Below are 21,146 nucleotides of genomic sequence, written 5' to 3' on the forward strand. Positions count from 1 at the left end.
GGGCCACTGTGAATCTCGTCACGGCAAGCCGGGTTAGGGTGTTCGCGTGCTTCGAGTCGCGGTGTGGGGAACAGGCAATATGGGGGCTACGGCGATCCGGAGCGCGGTCGCGTTCCCGGGGTTGCAACTGTCGGGCGTCATCACGTCCTCGCCGGACAAGGCGGGTAAGGATGCGTCCTCCTTCGCCAAGCTGGATCAGTCGACCGGGGTCCTGGCGACCACCGACGTCGACGCGGTCCTGACGGAGTGCGACGCGGTCGCCTACATGGCGTCTGGCGACATCCGCCCCGACGAGGCGGTCAACGACATCGAGCGGTGCTTGCGCGCGGGCTCGCATGTCGTCACTCCGTCGCTCTATTCGCTCTATGACCCGCGTTCCGCGCCGCAGGAATGGGTCGACCGTCTGACCAGTGCCGCCGAGGAAGGCCGTTCGACCCTGCTCGTCAGTGGGGTGGATCCTGGCTGGGGTAACGATGCGCTGGCCGTCATGGCCGCCGGTTTGTGCACCCGCATCCAGTCGATCCATTGTCAGGAGATCTTCGACTACTCCACCTACAACCAGCCGCACGCGGTGAAGGTGTTGTGCGGATTCGGCGGGTCCATGGACGACGTGCCGATGATGCTGTTGCCGTCCATCCCGACCATGGTGTGGGGCGGAAACCTGCGACTGATCGCGCGGGGCCTCGGCCTGGAGCTCGACGAGATCACCGAGGAGATCGAGCGCCTGCCGCTCGAGGAGTCCGTCGACACCGTGATGGGCCGATTCGAGAAAGGCACCCAGGGCGCCTTTTGGCTCAAGGTGATCGGAAAGTCGGGCGGTCGCGAGCGGATCGTCATCGACCACATCACCCGCATTCACGAATCCTGCGCCCTGGACTGGCCGTATCCAGACGAGGGCGTCGGTGACCACCGCGTGATCGTGCACGGTGACCCCGAGCTGACCATCACCAGTCGCGCCGACGTGCCGGGTGGCACGCGCGCCGACGGTGGCAACACCACCGCGGCCAACCGGCTGCTCGGCGCGCTGGACTGGCTGTCGACGCAGAAGCCCGGGATTTACGACGGTCTCGACGTGCCGCTGCAGACGGGCCGTCCCGCCGAGGTCGAGGCGCAGCGCTGGGCTGACTAAGTGGCTGGCGGCTCTTGGGGCTTCTCTGGCCGGTCGGCGTCGGGCAGCTGGCCGACGAGGTACTCGGCGAGGCCCCCGACGGTCGGATAGTCGAACACCGCGGTCGCGTTGATCGTGAAAGCGCCCCCGAATTGACTGTGCAACCGGTTGCGCAGCTCGATCGCCATCAGGGAATCCGTGCCGAGGTCTAAGAACCGGCTCGTCGCGGCGGGAGGCTGCGCCAGCCGCAGGAAGTTCTGCACCTCGCGCTGCAGGAACTCGGTGACGAATGCCGCGCGCTGTGGCACGGGGATCTCCTGCAGTTGCTTGAGCAACTCGCTGTCACCGACCACCTCGCCCACGGCGGTCGGGAGGACGAGGTCGAGAATCGGAGGACGCGAGCTGCCCAGCACCTTTGCCGCGCGCTGCCAGTTGGCCTTGAGGACGGTGGCCTGTCCGGTGCCGTTGGCGACGACCTCGGCCAGGGCACTCAGCCCAGCCGACGGATCTAGCGGAATCAGGCCCTGCGCACCGATATTCGCGGTCGCCGCCTCCGAGGACGCCATACCCCCATGGGCCCACGGGCCGAAGTTGACTCCGGTGGCGCACAGACCTCGAGCGCGTCGCTGCGCGACGAGGCCGTCTAGCAACGCGTTGGCGGTCGCGTAGTTGGCCTGACCCGGCGAGCCGAACAGGCTGGACACCGACGACGAGACGATGAAGAAGTCCAGCTTGTCGTCCCTGGTCAACCTGTCCAGGTGGCCGGCGCCAAACGCCTTGGGCGCCAACGTCCTCCGAAATCGCTCGAGACTTTGCTGGGACAACAGCGCGTCGTCGAGCACACCCGCGAGATGTGCCACGCCGGCGAGCGGCGGCAGCTCAGCACGAATCCGGTCCAGCAGCGTCGCCACCTCGGACTCTTGGCCTACATCGGCCGCGTAGACATGGATCCGGCACCTGAAACGCTCGACGATCTCCTCGATCGCCTGCTGCACTTCCGCGTCGGGTGCGCGCCGACTGGTCAGCACGATGTCACCGGCGCCGCGCTGCGCCAGGTATGCCGCCGTGTGCAGGCCGATCGCGCCGAGCCCGCCAGTGATCAGATAGCTCCGATCCGCGCGCGGCTGAAGCGGACTCGGGATCTGCACGACAACCTTGCCGATGTGTCGCGCCTGCTGCATCCGACGGAACGCGGTCCGCGCCTCGGTCAACGGGTAGATCTCGGCGGGCAGCGGCGTCCATTCACCTTGCGCCAGCCCCTCCGATACCTCGGTGAGCAGTTCGCGAATGCGGTCGGGTTCGGTGAACATGACCGTGTCCAGCGCAACGATCTCGTAGTCGATGTCCGGTCGGACCTCGGCCATCTGCTCCGGTGACCAGATGTCGCGCTTGGCGATCTCGGCGAACCGGCCGTCTTGGTTGGTGGCTTTCAGTGTCGCCTCGATGAACCCCTCGCCAGTCAGACTGTTGAGCACCACGTCCACGCCGGCACCGCCGGTGTCGGCCAGTATCTGGTCGGCGAAATCCGTTGTGCGCGAATCATAGACGTATTGCACGCCGAGCCTACGCAGCGTCGACCGCTTGAAGGTGCTGGCCGTCGCGAATACCTCGGCCCCGCACTGCTGGGCCATCTGGACGGCCGCCAGCCCGACGCCACCGCTGGCCGCGTGGATGAGCACCCTGTCCCCTGGCTTCAACTGCGCCCAGTCGAACGACAGACGAACCGTCAGCGCCGCGGCGGGAATCGTCGCGGCCTCGACAGCGCTGACTCCGTCGGGGATCGGCGCGATGAATTGCTCCGGTACGTTGAACCGGCTGGCGAACGCGCCCTGCATGGAGCCGTACACGCGCTGGCCGACTTCGAGACCGGTGACGCCGTCTCCCAACTGCGTCACGACGCCGGCGAAGTCACCACCGATGGGTCCGGGGTCGCCGGGGTACAGGCCGAGAACGTTGAGTACATCGCGGAAATTCAGGCCCGCGGCTTCCACCCGGACCTGGACATAGCCCTCGTCCGGCGGGGCGACCTCCTTCTCGGTCAGCCTTAGATTGTCGATCGCCCCCCGTTCGGTGGGCGCCAGGACGTAATCGGTCCCGCGCGGCACCGTGAGGTGCCCGCTGCGCGACCAGGGCAACAACCGTGACGCCAGCAACTTGCCTTGGCGCACCGCCAGTTCCGGTTCGTCGACCGGCGTGGCCAACAGCCCGGTCAGCATCCGCACCGCCTCGGGTGAGCCGTCGATGTCGACAAGCCGCGCGCGAAGAGCCGGCTCCTCGTTGATAGTGGTGCGCCCGAAGCCCCACAGTGCCGCCTGCACCGGGTCGACCTGCTCGCCGGATTCGGTGGCCACGGCTCGCTCGGTGATGATCCACAGTCCGCCTGGCAGTTTTACGCCGCCCTGCACGGTATGCACGCCGCTGAGGAGGTTAGCGATCTCAGTTTCGAGCCGTACAGCGTCCTCCGAGTCGTCGGGCGCACCCGCACGCCAGACGACACCTGAGAACGGCATCCCGCGCTCGTGCGCGTCGGCCAGCACCTGTCCTAAGAGTTCCGGGCCGGCCGACCTGTCCAACGGGATGCAGCCCGGCACCTCGGCGGCCAGTCCGTCGAATCCAGCGATCAGCCAGGTGCCGTTCACCTCTGCGGCAGCGTCGCTCGACACCGGCACCTCGTGCCAGCCGAGTGTGTAGAGCAGCCGGGTGGCGTCGCCGCCGAGACCACGCAGCAGTGCCTCGCGAGGCGCGCGTTTGACTGTGAACTCGTGGATGCCACCGAGGCTGCGGCCGTCGCGATCGACGAAATCGAGGTCGAAAACCTGGGTTTCGTTCTCCAGCGGGTTCTCGTGCCACTTTGCGCGGCAGTAGAACCGTCGCGGCATCTTGTCCCGCAACGTCACCTGGCCGTAGCGCAGCGGCAGGAACAGATCGCTAACGCCCTGCTCGGCCGCGAGGACCGCGGGGAACGCCGGGAAGGCGACGCCGGTGCACAGGTCCATCAGCACGGGGTGCATCGCCTCTGCGCCAATGTGTTCGGCGAGTTCCTCGCCGACAAGGATGTCGCCGATCGCCTCGCCCTCGCCGAGCCACAGTGACTTCAGCGAACCGGACCAGGTTGGGCCCCAGGCTAATTCGAGGTCGGCGAAGGTCTCGAACAACTCCTGCGGACGCATGCGGTTCAACCGCTCCGTTGCCTCGTCTACCGGTTCTGCCTTGGGCGCCTCGGTAGTGTCACCGAGCCCGGCGACGACGGTGCCCTCGGCGTTCAGCGACCAATCGGCACCTCGATCACCGTATGGGCGGCTGTGCACCTGGAATGTCCACTCACTGCCCTCCAGCGGGTGCAACGTCAGCTGCACCTCACGAGAGGTCTTCTCGGGCAGGATGATCGGCTCGTAGAAGAAGACGTCCCGCGCTAGAGCCGGGGTACCGACCGCGGTCAGCGCCATCGCTGCGTACGTCGCCCCGGGGACGACGACGGTGCCGTAGATGACGTGGTCGGACAGCCAAGGCTGCGACTTGACGGACAGCCTGCTCGTGTAGATCGAATCTCCGGACGCGAGGTCCTTGCCGCTGCCCAGGATTCCCGACACCGTAGCGCCGTCCACAGTTATCGCCGACGTCTTGGGCCAGAACCGGCGCCGCTGGAACGGGTAGGTCGGCAATTCGAGCCGACGGCGGGGTTGACGATGCACCGCAGTGAAGTCGGGCCGCAGCCCGCCGACGTAGGCAGCGGCGAGCGCATCGGCGATCTGGCGCCGGTCGCCGACGCCTTTACGCATTGAGGCGATGGCGCGCGGCGGGGCCAGATGCTCGGGCCACACCTGCACCGCGGCACCGGTGAGCACCGGTTGTGGGCCGATCTCCATCAACACCGAGCAGCCCAGCGACGCCACGGTGCGCACACTCTCGGCGAATTGCACCGGCTGGCGGGAATGCCGCCGCCAGTACCCGGCGTCGAGCGGGGTCTGGAGGGTGAGCACGGTGCCGGTGCGGTTGCAGACCAGGGGGAGACTGGGAGTGGAAAACTCGAATTGGCTCGCATGCGACTCGAATTCGTCCAGCACCGGATCGAGCAGTTCGGAGTGGAAGGCATGGCTGGTGTCCAGCCAGGTGCAACGAATTCCCTCGTCACTGAACGTGCCGACGACCCGCTCCAAATCCTCGGCAGGCCCGGACAACACGGTGTTCGGACCGTTGTATGCCGCCACCGAAACTCGCGGATATCTGCCTGCGAGCTGTTCGATCTGTTTGGCGTCCGCGAACACCGCCACCATGCGCCCACCTCCGGGCAGGCTGCCGAACATCCGGCCGCGCTCGGCGATCAGCCGGACGCCGTCCTCGAGGCTGAAGACTTCGGCGACACATGCAGCGGCGTACTGGCCGACACTGTGGCCGAGAACCACGTCGGGTTCGATGCCCCAGGACTGCCAGAGCCGAGCCAGACCCACCTCGAGGGCGAAGAGCGCGGGTTGAGCAAATGACGTGTGCCGCAACGTCTGTCCGGCCTCGCCACCGGTTTCGCGGCCGGTGGCGAACAGCACCTCGAGCAGCGGCCTAGGAAGGATGTCCATGACCGCATCCGCGCAGCGGGTCACGGTTTCTGCGAAAACCGGTTCGGTGTCGAACAGTTCACGCGCCATTCCCGGGTACTGGCTGCCCTGGCCCGTGAACAACCACGCCGTAGTCGGGTGATGGGTGTGCTCGCCGCGTACGACTCCGGGGAGCAGGCGATTTTCGGCCAGTTGGGTCAGACCCTCGCGCGCGACTTCGACCGACTCCACGACGAGCGCGGCACGGTGCTCGAAATGCGATCGACCCCTCCCGGCGTTCAGGCACACATCGGCCAGGTCGGCGTCCGGGTGTTCGCCCAACCAGGCCGCATAGCGCTGAGCCACCGCGGCGAGCGCCTCCGGTGAACGTGCGGACAGCGCAAGGATATTGATATCGCCGGTGGGATCTTCGAGCTCTGGCAGTTGCTGTGGCGGTGCCTCTTCGATCAGTACGTGCGCGTTCGTCCCGGTGAACCCGAAGGAGCTGACACCCGCGCGGCGGGGCCTACCGTTCGGGTGCCACGGCGTTGCCTCGTCGACGACGCGCACCGGCAAGGTGTCCCAAGGGATGTGCGGTGATGGGTTGTCGAAATGCAGGCTCTGCGGTAGCAGCTCATGCTGCAACGACAACACGACCTTGATCAGACCCGCTGCGCCGGAGGCCGATTCGGTGTGGCCGATGTTGGTCTTTACCGAACCCATGAGCAGCGGGCGGTCCGCGTCGCGCGACTCGCCATAGGCGGCGGCGGCCGCCTGGACTTCAATCGGATCGCCAAGCGGGGTGCCGGTGCCGTGCGCCTCGAGGTAGTCGATGTCGCGGCCGGATAGACCTGCCCGAGCCAGCGCGGTTCCGATCAGCCGTTGCTGCGCACCACCGTTGGGCACGGTCAATCCGCTGGACGCGCCGTCCTGGTTCACAGCACTGCTCGAGATAACCGCGAGCACCCGGTCGCCGTCCCGCTCAGCATCACCGAACCGCTTCAACACCAGGATCCCGGCGCCCTCGCTGCGCACGTAACCGTCGGCGGAAGCGTCGAAGGTCTTGCATCGGCCGACGGGTGAGAGCATGCGCGCGCGGGACGCGGCGACCACCGTCACCGGGCTCAGTAGAACGTTCACACCGCCCGCCAAAGCCATGTCGCAGTCACCAAAGCGCAACGCCTGGCAGGCCTGATGAACCGCGACGAGAGCCGAGCTGCATGCGGTGTCGACAGCCATGGCAGGGCCTTCGAGCCCTAGCACAAAAGCGACACGGCCGGAGATGGCGTTGAGCGCGTTGCCGGTGATGAAGTAGGGCTCGATCTTGTCCATCGATTCCGACGACAGCAGGTGGGCGTACTCATTGGCGGCCACACCGGCAAAGATTCCGGTCCGGCTGCCGCGCAAAGTGGATGGCGCGTACCCGGCCCTTTCGAGACCCTCCCAGACAGTCTCCAGCATCAACCGCTGCTGCGGCTCGATCCACATCGCCTCGCGCGGCGAGATGCCGAAGAACTCGGGATCGAAACCGTCGATGCCGTCGAGGAACCCGCCGTAGCGGGTGTAGGTCTTGCCCGAGGCCTCCGGGTCGGGGTCGTAGAACTCGTCGATGTCGAATCGGTCCTCGGGGACTTCCCGGATCGCGTCGACCCCGCCGGAGAGCAACTCCCAGAAAGCTTCCGGATCGGGCGCGCCGGGGAAACGGCACGACACCGCGACGATAGCGATCGGTTCGTCCGTGCGCGTCGGCGCCGCCGCCGGCCTGGCGTCCGTAGTCACCGCCGTATGCGTGTCGAGCCCAAGCGCCTCGCCGAGCAGGTACCCAGCCGCGTCGGACAGCCGCGGATGATCCATTACCAAGGTGACGGGAATCTCCTTGCCGACACCAAGTTCGAGGCGGCGCCGCAGTTCGATCGCCATCAGGGAGTCCATCCCGAGGTCGAAGAACCCTGCGTCCTCGCGGATCTCGGTGGGGTCCACCCGTGTTACCTCGGCCACCGCGTTGCGCAAATAGTCGGTGATGATTCGCGTGCGCTGGTGCATTGGGGCTGCCATGAGGCGCTCGACGAGCTGGGTCTTACCCGACGGCGTCGCTGCGGTCGCCGCGGATGTCGGCTCGGGCGGCAACTCGGCCTCCAATTCGGACAGGAACGCCCGCCGGCCCGTCTGCTGGTAGAGCGGCAGGAATCGAGTCCAGTCGATACGGGCGACCACACCCTGCGCGGCGCCAAACGGAGCCGCCATCACATCGTTGAGCCCGGCCAGGGCATCGGCGGCGGACAAGGCGTGGATTCCGCGCTCACCGAGTCGTGCACGCGACCGCTCGTCGGCCATACCTGTCGACCACGGTCCGAAGTTGACGCTGACTGACGAAATTCCTTGTCCGCGTAGGCGCCAGGCCAACCCGTCGAGGAATGCATTGGCAGCACCGTAGGCGGTCTGACCGAAGCCGCCCCACACCGACGCGATCGAAGAGGTGCTGATGAAGAAGTCGAGTTCCAGGTCGGCGGCGGCTTCGCTCAAATGCCAAGCGCCCCATACCTTGCCGGCGAATACGCGATCCATTTCGGCATCGTCCAGCTTGCTCAACGGGGTGGTGCCGATCTCGCCCGCCGCGTGGACGACGCCCGCCAGCGGCGGCAGTTCGGCTTGGACGACGGTCAGCAGACGTGCCACAGCGTGCGCATCGGCGACATCGGCGGTGATGACCCGTATCTCGCAGCCGTGCAGTTCGCTCAGTGCGTCGATGCGGCGTTTCGTGGCCTCGTCGGGCGTGCGGCGACTGGTGAGCACTAGATGACGGGCACCGCTGGACGCCAGGTACTCGGCGATCTCCAGTCCGACCGCACCGAGGCCACCAGTCACCAGATACGTCGCATCGCAACGCAGGTTCAGCGTTGCTCCGCTCGGCTGATCTGCACGTCTAACCAGGCGCGGCACATACACGTGGTTGCCGCGCAGCGCGATCTGATCTTCCTTCACAGCAGAGTCGTGCGGCGTCGTCACTATGTCGATGAATCGGGACCACAGACCCGTAGTGCATTCCGCCACGTCGACGAGTCCACCCCACACGTGCGGAAGTTCCAGCGACGCGGCGCGACCGAATCCCCAGAGGCAGCTCTGGTCCGGCGACACGGCGTCCGTGTCGGTGATCCGCTGCGCGTTGCGGGTCACCAACCAGATCGGGGCGCCTACGTCCGCGACCGTTGCAGCGCGGAAGAGCCGACGGGTACCGCCCAGGATCCGGTGCTGCATCCGCAGCAGCGAGCGCATCGAGGTCGACGTCTCGGCGTCCAGCGCACCGACATGGACGACGCGCAGCGTCGAGTCGTCAATGGCCGCAGCGCGCAGCGCATCCGCGAGCTTCTCCTCGTCCGCGTCGGACACAGGTGACGCGATAACCCGGTGCCGGTGCCCGCGCGCAGTGAGCACATCGAGGAGCGGCCGGACGGCGTCGTCGTCGCCGATGAGGAGCCAGCTGCAATCTTCGTCGCGCGCCGCACCCGACAGTGCAGCGGTGGTTCTCTCCCAGTGGATCACGTAGCGGTCATGCGCAATGGACTGCACCGTTCGCTGGCGATTGTGTTGTGCAGCAAGCTGTCTCAGCACATCAAGGGTCTGCTGATCGTCACCCGTGCCGTCTAGCAGCGCTGCCAGTTCCTCGATCCGGCCGCCCTCCAGGAGGCGCAGTGCCTCGGTCGGAGCGGTACTGCGGGTCGCCTCGGCCATGTCCCGGCTATCGGCCACGCCGTTGATGCGGTTGTCCCGAAACGAGTACTGGCGACGTTCGAACGGGTAGGTGGGCAGGTCGAGTTTGCGCGTATGCGGCTGGCCGAGCGCGGTGAACGCAGGCAGGTGACCCAGGACGTACGCATCGGCGACCGCCTCGGTGATTTGACGGTGATCGGCGGTGCTTCGCCGCAGCGAGGTGATCACCCGCGGCGCGGTGGCAGGGTCTGGCCACGCCCCGAGTGCAGCGGCGGTGAGCACGGGGTGGGGGCCGATCTCGAGCAACAGTTTGCAGTGCAGGTCGGAAAGGGTCTGCACGCTCTTTGCGAACTCGACCGGTTGGCGTGCGTGGCGACGCCAATAAGGGCCATCGAGTTTCATGCTCCTGCCGAGGGCCGTGCCGGTGCGGTTGTCGATCAGGATGCGTTCTGGCGCTTTGAACTCGAATCGGTTCGCGTACGACTCGAACTCGTCCAGAATCGGATCGAGTAGCGCGGAATGGAATGCGTGACTGGTGTCCAGCCAGTCGCAGCGGACACCGTCGGCGGTGAGACTGGCTACCGCCTGCTCCAGATTTTCTGCAGGGCCGGACAATACGATGTTGGCGCCGTTGTACGCAGCAACGGACAGGCTTGGATACTCGTCGGTCAGCCTGTCGACGCGCTCAGCGGCGGCGAATACTGCGACCATCCGGCCACCGGTGGGCAAGCTGCCGAATAGGCGACCGCGCTCGGCCATCAGCAGCGCGCCGTCCTCCAGCGTGATGACGCCCGCGACGCAGGCCGCCGCGTACTGACCGACGCTGTGTCCGAGTACCACATCAGGCTCGAAACCCCATGACTGCCAGAGCCGGGCCAGGCCCATCTCGAGTGCGAACAGCGCGGGCTGGGCGTAGGAGGTCTGTCGCAGGTTCGCTTCATCGCCTGGACCATCGAGGCCGAAAATAACGTCGAGCAAGGGCTTTTCGATAATCTCGGCGATCGCTGTCGCGCAGCGGTTCAGCGTTTCGGCGAAAACCGGCTCGGTGTCGAACAATTCGCTCGCCATACCGGAGTATTGGCTGCCCTGGCCGGTGAACAGCCACGCTGTCTTCGGTGCGTCCTGCGACTCGCCGCGGACCAGACCGGGAGCCGGACGGTCGTCGGCGAGGGCGCCGAGCAGTTCGATGGCGGATTCCCGCGAATTGACCACAAGCGCGGCCCGATGCTCGAGGTGCGCACGCCCCGTTCCCGCGGTGAAGCACACGTCCGTCAAGCTTGCCTTCGGATTGGCGGTCCACCAGTCGCGGTACTGACCGGCGATCTGAACTAGCGCGGCCGGGGTACGCGCTGACAGCGGCAGAATGCTGAACCGCGCGTCCCCGGCTTCCTCAGGCTGCGGCCCCGGCTTCAGTACCGGCGCCTCCTCCACGATGACGTGAGCGTTGGTCCCGGCGAACCCGAATGAGCTGACACCCGCAATACGCGGCTTGCCGTTGCGTTGCCAGGGGATAGCCGCCTTGACTACCTGCAGAGATAGACGGTTCCACGGAATGTGTGGCGATGGGTTCTCGAAGTGCAGGTGCGGTGGTAGGAGCTCATGCTCCAGCGACAGGATGACCTTGATGACGCCCGCGATGCCCGCAGCTGCCTCGAGGTGCCCGATGTTCGTCTTGGCCGAACCGATCAGCAGGGGGCTGCTCGCGTCCCGGCCCTCGCCCAGGACGGCGCCGGCGGCCTGGGCTTCGATTGGGTCGCCCAACGATGTGCCGGTGCCGTGTGCCTCCAGATATCCGACATCGCTCGGTCGAAGGTCGGCACGCTTGAGCGCATCGGTGATGACCCGTTGCTGGGCAACGCCGTTCGGCACCGTCAGGCCGCCCGAAGCACCGTCCTGATTGACGGCGCTGCCGCGGATCACGGCCCGGATATGGTCGCCGTCGCGGACGGCGTCCCCCAGACGTTTGATGACGATGATGCCGCAGCCCTCGCCGCGCACGTAGCCGTCCGCGGCCGCGTCGAACGTTTTGCACCGGCCGTCGGGGGAAAGCATCTGCGCCTGCGAGAACGTGATCATGGTGGCCGGCGTCAGCAGCACATTCGCGCCGCCTGCCAAGGCGAGGTCGCACTCGCCGAGGCGCAGCGACTGGCATGCCTGATGGATCGCCACCAACGACGAACTGCACGCCGTGTCGACGGCGACCGACGGCCCCTGCAGGCCCAACCGGTAGCTGATCCGTCCCGCTGCCGCCGCGTTCGAGGTCCCAATCGCCAGGTAGGCCTCGATCTCGGAGTACGTCAGTTCGTCGGACGCCATTCCCAGGTAGTCATGGGTGGCCAGTCCGACGAAGACGCCAGTGTTGCTCTCGGCCAAAGAGGTCGGAGCGGTACCCGAGTGCTCGATCGCGCGCCACGCTGTCTCCAACAAGATTCGGTGCTGCGGGTCCATCAGCCTGACCTCGCGCGTCGACATCCCGAAGAACGGCGCGTCAAAGCCTGTTACGTCGTCGACGAAACCGGCCCGTCGCGTGATGACCTTGCCGGACGCACCGGGCTCCGCGTCGAAGAATTCGTCGACGTCCCAGCGGTCCTCGGGCACCTCGGAGATGGCATCGCGACCCTCGCGCAGAACCTCCCAGAAACCGTCGGCGTCCGGTGCACCGGGGAAACGGGCCGCGTAACCGACGATGGCGAAGCGCGGGGCCGACTCGGACGAAATTTCCGCGGATACCATGCGCCGTCCTCCGTACATCGGCGACAGGCCTGTACCGTGCGCACCACTGTCGCGCCTGTAAATTAAGCCCCCCGACGGACACTATTGCACGCCTTGCTGTGTCTTGCGCATCCCTATTTTCGGGCCCCCGGCCAGTGGACCAGGCGGCGGCGGCCGGACCGAGGGTATGTTGATCCCGGCCACCGGGTCATGTCGGATCCAGGGCCGGCGACACGGAGGGACCCGCATTGCGCATCGGGAAGATCACGGTCGGCGCACTTGACGAATGGTCGTTGAGTCCAGGCTCCGTCACCTCCTGGCGCCCCACGGCAGCGGCATTGGAGAAGGCGCGGCTGGCAAAGGTCAGCGCGGTCCCGGTGAGCTATATGCAGGGCCAGCATCTGCGCAATTTCAGCGAACGTCAGGCTGCTGGACTGAACTTTTCCCGACAGATCATCGCGAGCTGTGTCGTGGCGGGTCGGTGTGACATCGCGGCCATGGACCACGCCGTCAACACGTACCTTCGCAGACACGACACCTTCCGCAGCTGGTTTGAACGGATCGATGATGGAACCTTCATCCGGCACGCCCTCGAGGACCCCGGCGACATCGAGTTCGTGCCGGTCGATCATGGGCACATGACAGTTGAGGAGATCCGCGGGCACGTCGTGGACATCCCGAGTCCGTTGGAGTGGGGGTGTTTCACCTTCGGAATCGTGCAGAACTCCGACCACTTCACCTTCTTTGCCGCCATGGACCACGTCCACGGGGATGCCACGCTGATCGGCACCACGATGATGGAGGCCAACGGCATGTATTCAGCGATGAGCGGCGCCGGCCAAGCTCTCACGCTGCCCGATGCCGGTAGCTTCGAGGACTTCTGCGTCGCCGAGCGCAAGTACACCGCGGCACTGACAGTGGATTCGCCCGGCGTACGGACGTGGTTGGAGTTCGCCGAGAACAACGGGGACGGCTTCCCCGAGTTCCCGCTGCCACTGGGTAACCCCGACGAGTCGACCACCAGCGCGTGGAGCTCGTTGGTCGTCATGGATATTCCGCAGACGGACCGCTTCGAATCGGCCTGTACGGCCGTGGGTGCGCGCTTTGTCGGCGGCTTGTTCGCCTGCCTGGGCCTAGTGGAACACGATTTGACTGGCGCGCTCACCTACTACGGCCTCACCCCGCGCGATTCCCGCACGGCGGGTGACAACTTCATGACGCAGGGCTGGTTCACTGGCCTGATCCCGATCACCGTTCCGGTGGCTGCAACGTCTTTCAGCGAGGCTGCCGCGGCCGCGCAGGCGTGCTTCGACTCGAGTTTGGACATGGCGCGGGTGCCGTATTACCGCGTGCTGGAATTGGCGCCGTGGCTGAAGTGGCCGCGGCCGAACTTCCCGGTGTCGAACTTCTTGCACGGCGGCGCAGCCCCGCTCAACGCGGTCCTTGCGGCCGCTGAGATGGGCCTTGCGAGCAATATCGGCATGTATCCGGACAACCGATTCTCCTACCAGCTGACGATCTATGTCTTCCGGTACGGGGAGGGAACGGTGATGGCGATCATGCATCCCGATAATCCGGTGGCGCGGAAATCGGTGGCACGGTACATGGAGGCGGTGCGGTCCGTCTCGACGCGGGTGGCCGACAGCGGGCATTGGGGACGCGTCGCGTAGTGGGGCGAGGCGGTTCGAGGGCGAAGGTGAGGGCGAGATGCGCCGACTAGCCGAGGTCGTGGTGCGGTGGCCCTGGGCGGTGATCGCGGTCTGGATCGCGATGGCGGTCGCCCTCCCCGTGACGGTCCCGAGTCTGAACGAGATGGCGCAGCGGCATCCGCTGGCGATCCTGCCCAGCGACGCCCCGTCGAGCGTTGCTGCTCGCCAGATGAGTGAAGCGTTTCACGAATCTGGTTCGGACAACCTTCTCGTCGTCGCGTTCATCAACGAATCCGGACTCGAGCAGAAGAACGAAGCCACCTACCGCAAGGTGGTGGACACGCTGCGCGACAACGTGACTGACGTCGCGATGGTCCAGGATTTCATCACCACACCGCAGCTGCGTCCGTTCCTGACAAGCGAGGACAAGACGACCTGGGTGCTGCCCGTCGGATTGGCCGGCGAGTTGGGCACCCCGCGCGCGTACGAGGCGTTCAACCGGGTCACCGCCATGATCGATCACGCGGTCGCCGGTTCCGAACCCCTCACCGTGTACGTGACGGGGCCCGCCGCTACGGTCGCAGATCTCACGGTTGCGGGCGACAACGACCGCCTCCCAATCGAGATCGCGATCGGTTTCCTGGTGCTCATCGTCCTCCTACTGGTGTACCGCAACCCGATCACCATGCTGTTGCCACTGGCCGCGATCGGAATGTCTCTGCTCACCGCCCAAGGCGTGGTGGCCGGCGTGTCCGAACTGTTCGGACTGGGCGTCTCGAACCAGTCCATCATCTTCCTGAGCGCCATGATCGCCGGTGCGGGAACCGATTACGCCGTCTTCCTCATCAGCCGATACCACGACTATCTACGGCAAGGGGAAGGCTTCGACAGCGCGGTGAAGCGCGCCATGACCTCCATCGGCAAGGTCATCACCGCGTCCGCCGCGACGGTGGGGATCACCTTCCTCGGGATCAGCTTTGCCAAGATGGGCGTGTTTTCCACCATCGGGGTCGCGTGTGCGATCGGTGTCGCGATGGCCTTCCTCGCCGCGATCACGCTGCTGCCCGCCATCCTCGTCTTGGCCGGGCCGCGCGGCTGGGTGAAACCGCGGCGCGAGCTCACCACTCGGTTCTGGCGCCGGTCTGGGGTACGCATCGTCCGGCGGCCAAAGACCCATCTCGTCGCCAGCCTGCTCGTTCTGGCGATCCTCGCCGGGTGCGCGACGCTGGTCCGCTACAACTATGACGATCGCAAGGCGCTCGGCCCGTTGGCTCCGAGTTCGATCGGATACGCCGCGCTGGAGCAGCATTTCCCCATCAGCCGGGCGGTACCCGAGTACATCCTCGTGCAGTCGCCGCGTGATCTGCGCACCCCGCAGGCGCTCGCCGACCTGGAACAGATGGCGCAGCGGGTCAGCCAGCTACCGAACATCAGTCTCGTCAGCGGCGTCACCCGTCCCACCGGCCAGGTGCCGCCGGAGTTCAGGGCCACTTATCAAGCGGGCATCGTCGGCGACCGGATGGCCCAAGGGGCGACGCTGATCGACGCCAACACCGGCGATCTCAATCGGCTGACGAACGGGGCGGACACCCTGGCCGACAGCCTCGGCGACGTTCGCACCCAGATCAACAAGATCGCGCCCAGCATGCAGCGCCTGCTCGATGCGCTGTCGTCGCTGAGAAGCGAGCAGAATGGCGACAAGCTGGTCCGCGACGTCGAGACCGCCGCCAAACTCGTCCAGAGCATCAATGCGCTCGGCAACTCGATGGGAGTCAACTTCGCCACCGTACGAGACCTTTTCGCGTGGGTGGGTCCGGTGCTAACGGCACTAAATGGCAACGCGATCTGCGACGCCAACCCCTCGTGCCGGGACACCCGTGCCCAGTTTCAAAAGCTGGTCGACGCTCGCAACGACGGAAGCCTCGACCAAATCAACTCGCTGACCGGGCAGCTGCAGGGCTTCGACGACAGGCAGACCCTCAACGCGACGGTGAAGCAGCTGAACGACGCGCTGGCGAACTTCAGCTCGGCGGTCAAGTCGATGGGTCTCGATCGACCCGGTGGCTTGGAGGCGGGTCTGTCCCGGGTGCGGCAGGACGCCAACCGCCTGGCCGACGGAAGCCAGCAGGTGGCGGGCGGCGTGGATCAGCTCGTCGGCCAGGTGAAGCTAGTGGGTGCTGGCCTCGACGAGGCGGCGGCCTTCCTGCTGTCGATGCGGAATGACGCCGCGGATCCGTCGATGGCGGGATTCAACATTCCGGTCCAGATACTGCAGCTCGACGACTTCAAGAAGGCCGCGCAGATGTTCATCTCGCCGGACGGCCATTCGGCCCGGTATCTGGTTCAGACCACGCTGAACCCGTTCAGCGCCGAGGCGATGGACCAGGTCAATCAGATCAGCGACACGGCGCGAAGTGCCCAGCCCAATACCCAACTGGCGGACGCCGAGATCACCATGGGCGGATTCCCCGCCGCGCTGCGCGACACCCGCGACTACTACGAGCACGACATCCGGTTCATCATCATCGTGACGCTGGTGGTCGTGCTGCTGATCCTGATGGTGCTGTTGCGGGCGATCGTCGCGCCGGTCTACCTCGTCGGCTCGGTGGTGATCTCGTATTTCGCGGCCCTCGGCGTCAGCGTCTTGACATTCCAGTACTTGCTCGGCCAGGAGCTGCATTGGAGCGTGCCGCCACTGGCCTTCGTGGTGCTGGTCGCGGTGGGCGCCGACTACAACCTGCTCTTCGTGTCGCGTATGCGTGACGAATCTCCGCGCGGTATGCGGTACGGCGTCATCCGCACCCTGACGTCGACCGGCGGCGTGATCACCGCGGCCGGGCTCATTTTCGCCGCATCGATGTGTGGGCTGTTGTTCTCGAGCATCACCACTGTGGTCCAGGGTGGCTTCGTCATCGGCGTCGGTGTGCTGCTGGATACCTTCCTGGTGCGAACCGTTACGGTGCCCGCCATCGCGTCACTGGTGGGACGGGCGAACTGGTGGCCCTCCCGGCTCAGCATGCCGGGCAGCCAGTTCGGACGATCCCGGGCAGACGTCACGTGACAGCCACAAACCGCGGGCCTCAGTCGTCGGTCATCTCGATGCTGCACGGACGTGCCAGCCTCCGGCCCGACGATGCCGCGTTCACGTTCACCGACTACGGCGTCGACCCGGCGGGTGTCGCCGAGCGCCTCACGTGGTCAGCGCTCGCGCTTCAAACCGTCAACGTGGCACGCGAGCTGAGTAGGCACGCCTCGGTCGGCGACCGAGCGGTGATCCTCGCCCCACAGGGCCTCGAGTACATCGTGGCGTTCCTGGGCTCCATCCAGGCCGGTCTCGTCGCGGTACCGCTCCCGCTGCCCAATCGCGGCTCGACGCATGACCGGGTGAGTGCAGTCGTCGATGACGCTTCGCCCGCCGTGGTGCTCACGACATCCGCGGTGGCAAGGGACATCGCGGGTTATCTCCGTCAGGCGCGCCTCGACACCGTCCCAAAGGTCATCGAGATCGATGCGATCGATCTTGACGCTGCCGAGGGAGCCGCGGGATTCACGACGACGGGGTCGCCCACTGTCGCGTATCTGCAGTACAGCTCGGGTTCGACCCGGCTGCCGACCGGGGTCGTCATCTCGCACCACAATCTGCAGGTGAACTTCGAGCAGGTGATGCGCACGTATCTCGCCGGTGTCAGGTCGCCGGCCGAGACGACGTTCGTCTCGTGGCTGCCCTTCTACCACGACATGGGTCTGATGATGGGCGTCTGTGCGCCCATCCTGAGCGGTCTGCCCGCCGCGCTGGCGACTCCGACCTCATTCCTGGAGAGTCCGGCCAGATGGATGCGCGCGCTGGCGCTGAATCCCGGCGCGTTCTCGGCGGCGCCAAACTTCGCATTCGATATGGCCGCCCGCAAGACCCGTGACAGTGACCTGGTCGGGCTCGATCTGGGTGACGTGGTCGCCCTCATCAACGGCGCCGAGCGGGTCGAGCCGACCACCTTGGAACGCTTCGCAGATCGGTTCGCGCACTTCAACTTTCGCGACCACATGCTGCGCCCGTCGTACGGACTGGCTGAGGCGACGGTCTTTGTGACGAGTGGCACCTGGAATGAATCCGCTGGCGCCGTCCGTTTCGACGTCGACGAACTGTCGGCTGGCCGCGCCGCGCGGACTACAGCAGGCACGGGCGCCGCGCTGGTGAGGTACGCCCTGCCGTCGTCGCCGATCGTGCGAATCGTCGACGTCGAGACCAACAGGGAGTGCCCGCCCGACGTAGTCGGCGAAATCTGGGTGCACGGGGACAACGTGGCGTCCGGTTACTGGCGCCGGCCATCGGAGCAGCAGCAGTGCTTTCACGCCACACTGTTCGACCCGTCACCGGGCACAGCCGGCGGTCCCTGGCTCAAGACCGGGGATCTGGGTTTCGTCTCCGGCGGCGAACTGTTCATCGTCGGCCGCATCAAGGACATGCTCATCATTCGTGGCCGCAACCACTACCCCGAGGACATCGAGGCGACGGTCACCGAGATTACGCGCGGCCGCGTGGCGGCGATCGCGGTCTCGGTGAGCAACACCGAAAAACTTGTCACCGTCGTTGAAGTCAAGCAACCGGGCGATCCCGCGGTGGAAGCGGTGCGCTGGCTCAGTGAGGTCAAGAACGATGTCACGTCCGCGATATCCCATGCACATGGTCTGAATGTGGGGGACCTCGTGCTGGTGCCGCCCGGATCGATCCCGACGACGACAAGCGGCAAGGTCCAACGCGCCGCGTGTGCCGAGCAGTACCGACAGGACCGATTCGTTCGGCTGGACGCATGAAGCCCGGCCGCGGGACGGCTACATTGGTGGGCGGAGTGAGGGAGTGAGAATGCGGAGACGGTACGCATCAATCACTGCGTTGATAACCGTCGGCGCTGCAGTATGTTTCGGTTCGGGGACCGCGACCGCAGACGAGACGCAACCGGGCTGGACGCCCGAGCACGGGGCGCCGATCGGGACACCCGGTCGCGGGTACGCGCTGGGCGGCGCACACGTCCTCGGTATTCCCTACGACGAGTACATCAAGCGCACCGGCGCCGACTGGTTCCCGGGACTCGATCGGCAGATTGTCGATTACCCGGCGGGCCAGGTCCAGGGTCACACGCTGGAGCGGTTGTTCCCGGGCATCGGCCGCTTGGACGACAACTTTCCCGGCATCGGTATCGACGGCCCGAGTGTCGGCGAATCGGTGGACGAGGGCGCGCCCAACACCATCCGTGCGATCCGTGCGGGCGGTCCTGGCACGGTGATCGGGCTGTCCGAGGGCGCGATGGTGCTCAACGAGGTACAGGCGCAGCTCGCGAACGACCCGACCGCGCCGCCGCGGGATCAGCTGAGCTTCGCAATGTACGGGGACCCGGTCGCCAAGCACGCCTTCGGTGAGAGCTTCCTGACCCAGATGTTCCCGGTGGGCACGGTCGTTCCCTCCCTTGACTATCGGATACCGCCGCCGGTGGAGAGCCAGTACGACACGTATCAATTCGTCTCGGCTTACGACAGCATCGCCGACTGGCCGGACCGGCCGGACAACTGGATGTCGCTGGCGAATGCCATCGTCGGTCTCGCGACAGGCCACACCGCGGTGGCGTTCACCAACCCGAGCATGGTGCCGGCACGGAACATCAGGACCACCGTCAACTCCAAGGGCGCTAGGACGACGACGTATCTGATCCCCGAACAACACCTGCCGCTGGTCCTGCCATTCAAATATCTCGGCGTGGACGAGCACACGCTGAACCGCCTCGACGCGGTCCTGCTGCCGATGGTCGACGCGGGCTACTCGCGGAATGACGATCCGTTGACCGCTCCGATCACGGTGGATCCGGTGAACGGCTACGACCCCGCGGAGGTTACCGCGCCCGCGACGCAGGCCGCCTTCGGCGGTGGCACTGACCCGGTGTCGCAGCTGCTCGCCGGTTTCCAGTACGTGCTGAACAACCAGGGCGGCTAAAGCCCTGCCAGTCCGACGCTCAGCAGGACGCAGCCGATCACCGCGAGCAGGACGGCGAAGCCGCGGCGTCCTCGCGAGCGCAGCGAGGCGTAGAGCGACGTTGTCGCGGCCTGTGTCCGCCCTGGGGCCATCAGGTAGGCCAGCAGCGGTATCTCGACGAACACGAAGGCCATCGCGTTGAAGGTCAGGAGCGCAGCGATCTGGGTGCTTGCCGGTGCGCCGGAGGCAGCGATGACCGCGAGCGCGGCGAGGTAGTCGATCGACGGCAGGGCGATGCCAAGCCCGGCCACTGCCGCCAGCCGGAGCGAGCTCCCGCCGGCTAGGCGTCGGCCCCACGCGGAGACACGGTCACGACCCGGGCGGACTCTGGTCGGCAAAACGGAGAGCATGGCGGCAATCAGCAGCGCTAGCGCCCCGATCGCCACCTGCACACGCGGCAGCGTGAACTGCTCGGGGCGCACCGCCGACCGCACGACGAACAGCACCACAAGACCGACCGTTACACCCATAGCGAATCCGCCACCGAGAAAGGCGAGCAGCTGCCGCAACGGCCTTGGGCGGTTAAGCATCAGCACCGTCATGCCGACGCGGAACGGCTCCAGGCTGACGACAACGGCCATCACGAGGAGCGTTATCCACATGTCGAGCGACAGGGTACCGGCAAGCCAGCGAGCGCCGGACGGGCCGACTCGAAATCCCGTCGAGTGGAAGTGGACGCCAGCGCCGACGCCACCGGATGCGAAAATGGAGGCGATGAGCGAAAACGATCTGAGTCCCACCTCCTTGCGCGAGGCGTTCGGGCATTTCCCGTCCGGCGTGATCGCGATAGCCGCCGAGGTCGACGGTGTCCGGGTGGGTCTGGCGGCGAGCACGTTCGTGCCGGTGTCACTCGACCCGCCGCTGGTGAGTTTCTGCGTCCAGAACAGCTCGGAGACGTGGCCCAAGCTCAAGGACCTGCCCCATCTCGGGATCAGCTTGCTCGGCGAATCGCATGATGCGGCGGCGCGCACCTTGGCGGCCAAGACCGGAGACCGGTTCGCCGGCCTGGAGACTCATTCGCAGGAGTCGGGCGCCGTCTTCGTCGGCGGCACCAGCGTGTGGCTGGAGAGCTCAATCGAACAGCTGATCCCGGCCGGGGACCACACCATCGTCATCTTGGCGGTGCGTTCCATCACGGTGCACGACGACGTGCCACCGATCGTGTTCCACCGCAGCACATTCCGTCGCCTGGGCGCCTAGGGACGTTCGCCGAGCTCCTGACGTTTCGCCGCGATTCGCGCTTCGAGTTCGTCGGCATCGCCCGGCCGCCCCTCTTTCCTGGCCAAGTCCGCGCGGGCGGTTAGCTCACGGATCGCGGTGCGAAGGTCGTCGACACTGTCGGTGTGTCCCATGGTGCGCTGCCTTTCGTAGAGAATCGGCTGCTCTACTGAGGCTACCCGCGGAAGCGTCCCGCTACC

Annotated in this window: 9 protein-coding genes; 6 read left to right on the plus strand and 3 right to left on the minus strand. The window is 66.2% G+C overall.

Annotated features, from left to right (window positions below):
- The first annotated feature begins 46 nt into the window (after nt 1-46).
- Nucleotides 47-1,129, plus strand: a complete 1,083-nt coding sequence (locus ACIA48_RS03750; protein WP_396727724.1) for a dihydrodipicolinate reductase — start codon at nt 47-49, stop codon at nt 1,127-1,129.
- Here ACIA48_RS03750 and ACIA48_RS03755 read toward each other — a convergent pair.
- Complete coding sequence (locus ACIA48_RS03755; RefSeq protein WP_396727726.1) at nt 1,126-12,078, minus strand: SDR family NAD(P)-dependent oxidoreductase; 10,953 nt, start codon at nt 12,076-12,078, stop codon at nt 1,126-1,128. The genes ACIA48_RS03750 and ACIA48_RS03755 overlap by 4 nt on opposite strands.
- A gap of 227 nt (nt 12,079-12,305) precedes the next feature.
- Between ACIA48_RS03755 and ACIA48_RS03760 the strand changes: the two genes are divergently transcribed.
- Genes ACIA48_RS03760 through pe form a run of 4 tightly spaced genes read left to right on the plus strand, consistent with a single transcriptional unit; the run spans nt 12,306 to nt 19,689 of the window.
- The gene (locus ACIA48_RS03760) at nt 12,306-13,727 is read left to right on the plus strand and encodes a condensation domain-containing protein (RefSeq protein ID WP_396727728.1); all 1,422 of its coding nucleotides are present in this window, start codon (nt 12,306-12,308) and stop codon (nt 13,725-13,727) included.
- A 37-nt stretch (nt 13,728-13,764) separates the two neighbouring features.
- Nucleotides 13,765-16,767: an RND family transporter gene (locus ACIA48_RS03765; RefSeq protein ID WP_396727730.1), complete on the plus strand. Its 3,003-nt coding sequence runs from the start codon at nt 13,765-13,767 to the stop codon at nt 16,765-16,767.
- Complete coding sequence (locus ACIA48_RS03770; protein WP_396727732.1) at nt 16,764-18,518, plus strand: AMP-binding protein; 1,755 nt, start codon at nt 16,764-16,766, stop codon at nt 18,516-18,518. The genes ACIA48_RS03765 and ACIA48_RS03770 overlap by 4 nt, the downstream gene beginning before the upstream one ends.
- 49 nt (nt 18,519-18,567) lie before the next feature.
- Nucleotides 18,568-19,689, plus strand: a complete 1,122-nt coding sequence (gene pe, locus ACIA48_RS03775; RefSeq protein WP_396727734.1) for an acyltransferase PE — start codon at nt 18,568-18,570, stop codon at nt 19,687-19,689.
- On the opposite strand, the gene ACIA48_RS03780 is transcribed toward pe, so the two are convergent.
- A complete protein-coding gene (locus ACIA48_RS03780) occupies nt 19,686-20,330 on the minus strand; it encodes a GAP family protein (protein ID WP_396727736.1) in 645 nt (214 codons plus the stop codon). The genes pe and ACIA48_RS03780 overlap by 4 nt on opposite strands.
- Nucleotides 20,331-20,442: 112 nt before the next feature.
- Here ACIA48_RS03780 and ACIA48_RS03785 point away from each other — a divergent pair, with 112 nt between their 5' ends.
- On the plus strand, nt 20,443-20,928 hold the full coding sequence (locus ACIA48_RS03785; protein ID WP_396727738.1) for a flavin reductase family protein: 486 nt from the start codon (nt 20,443-20,445) through the stop codon (nt 20,926-20,928).
- Here ACIA48_RS03785 and ACIA48_RS03790 read toward each other — a convergent pair.
- On the minus strand, nt 20,925-21,080 hold the full coding sequence (locus ACIA48_RS03790; RefSeq protein WP_396727740.1) for a hypothetical protein: 156 nt from the start codon (nt 21,078-21,080) through the stop codon (nt 20,925-20,927). The genes ACIA48_RS03785 and ACIA48_RS03790 overlap by 4 nt on opposite strands.
- Nucleotides 21,081-21,146: the final 66 nt, after the last annotated feature.

Origin of the sequence: Mycobacterium sp. NPDC051804 (genome assembly GCF_044452905.1) — a bacterium.
Classification (GTDB): Bacteria; Actinomycetota; Actinomycetes; order Mycobacteriales; family Mycobacteriaceae; genus Mycobacterium.

Excerpts from the sequence above, each read along its gene's own strand:
- ACIA48_RS03755 (WP_396727726.1), bottom strand. The coding sequence starts at position 12,078 with ATGGTATCCGCGGAAATTTCGTCCGAGTCGGCCCCGCGCTTCGCCATC.
- ACIA48_RS03765 (WP_396727730.1), top strand. The coding sequence starts at position 13,765 with ATGCGCCGACTAGCCGAGGTCGTGGTGCGGTGGCCCTGGGCGGTGATC.
- pe (WP_396727734.1), top strand. The coding sequence starts at position 18,568 with ATGCGGAGACGGTACGCATCAATCACTGCGTTGATAACCGTCGGCGCT.
- ACIA48_RS03780 (WP_396727736.1), bottom strand. The coding sequence starts at position 20,330 with ATGTGGATAACGCTCCTCGTGATGGCCGTTGTCGTCAGCCTGGAGCCG.
- ACIA48_RS03785 (WP_396727738.1), top strand. The coding sequence starts at position 20,443 with ATGAGCGAAAACGATCTGAGTCCCACCTCCTTGCGCGAGGCGTTCGGG.
- ACIA48_RS03790 (WP_396727740.1), bottom strand. The coding sequence starts at position 21,080 with ATGGGACACACCGACAGTGTCGACGACCTTCGCACCGCGATCCGTGAG.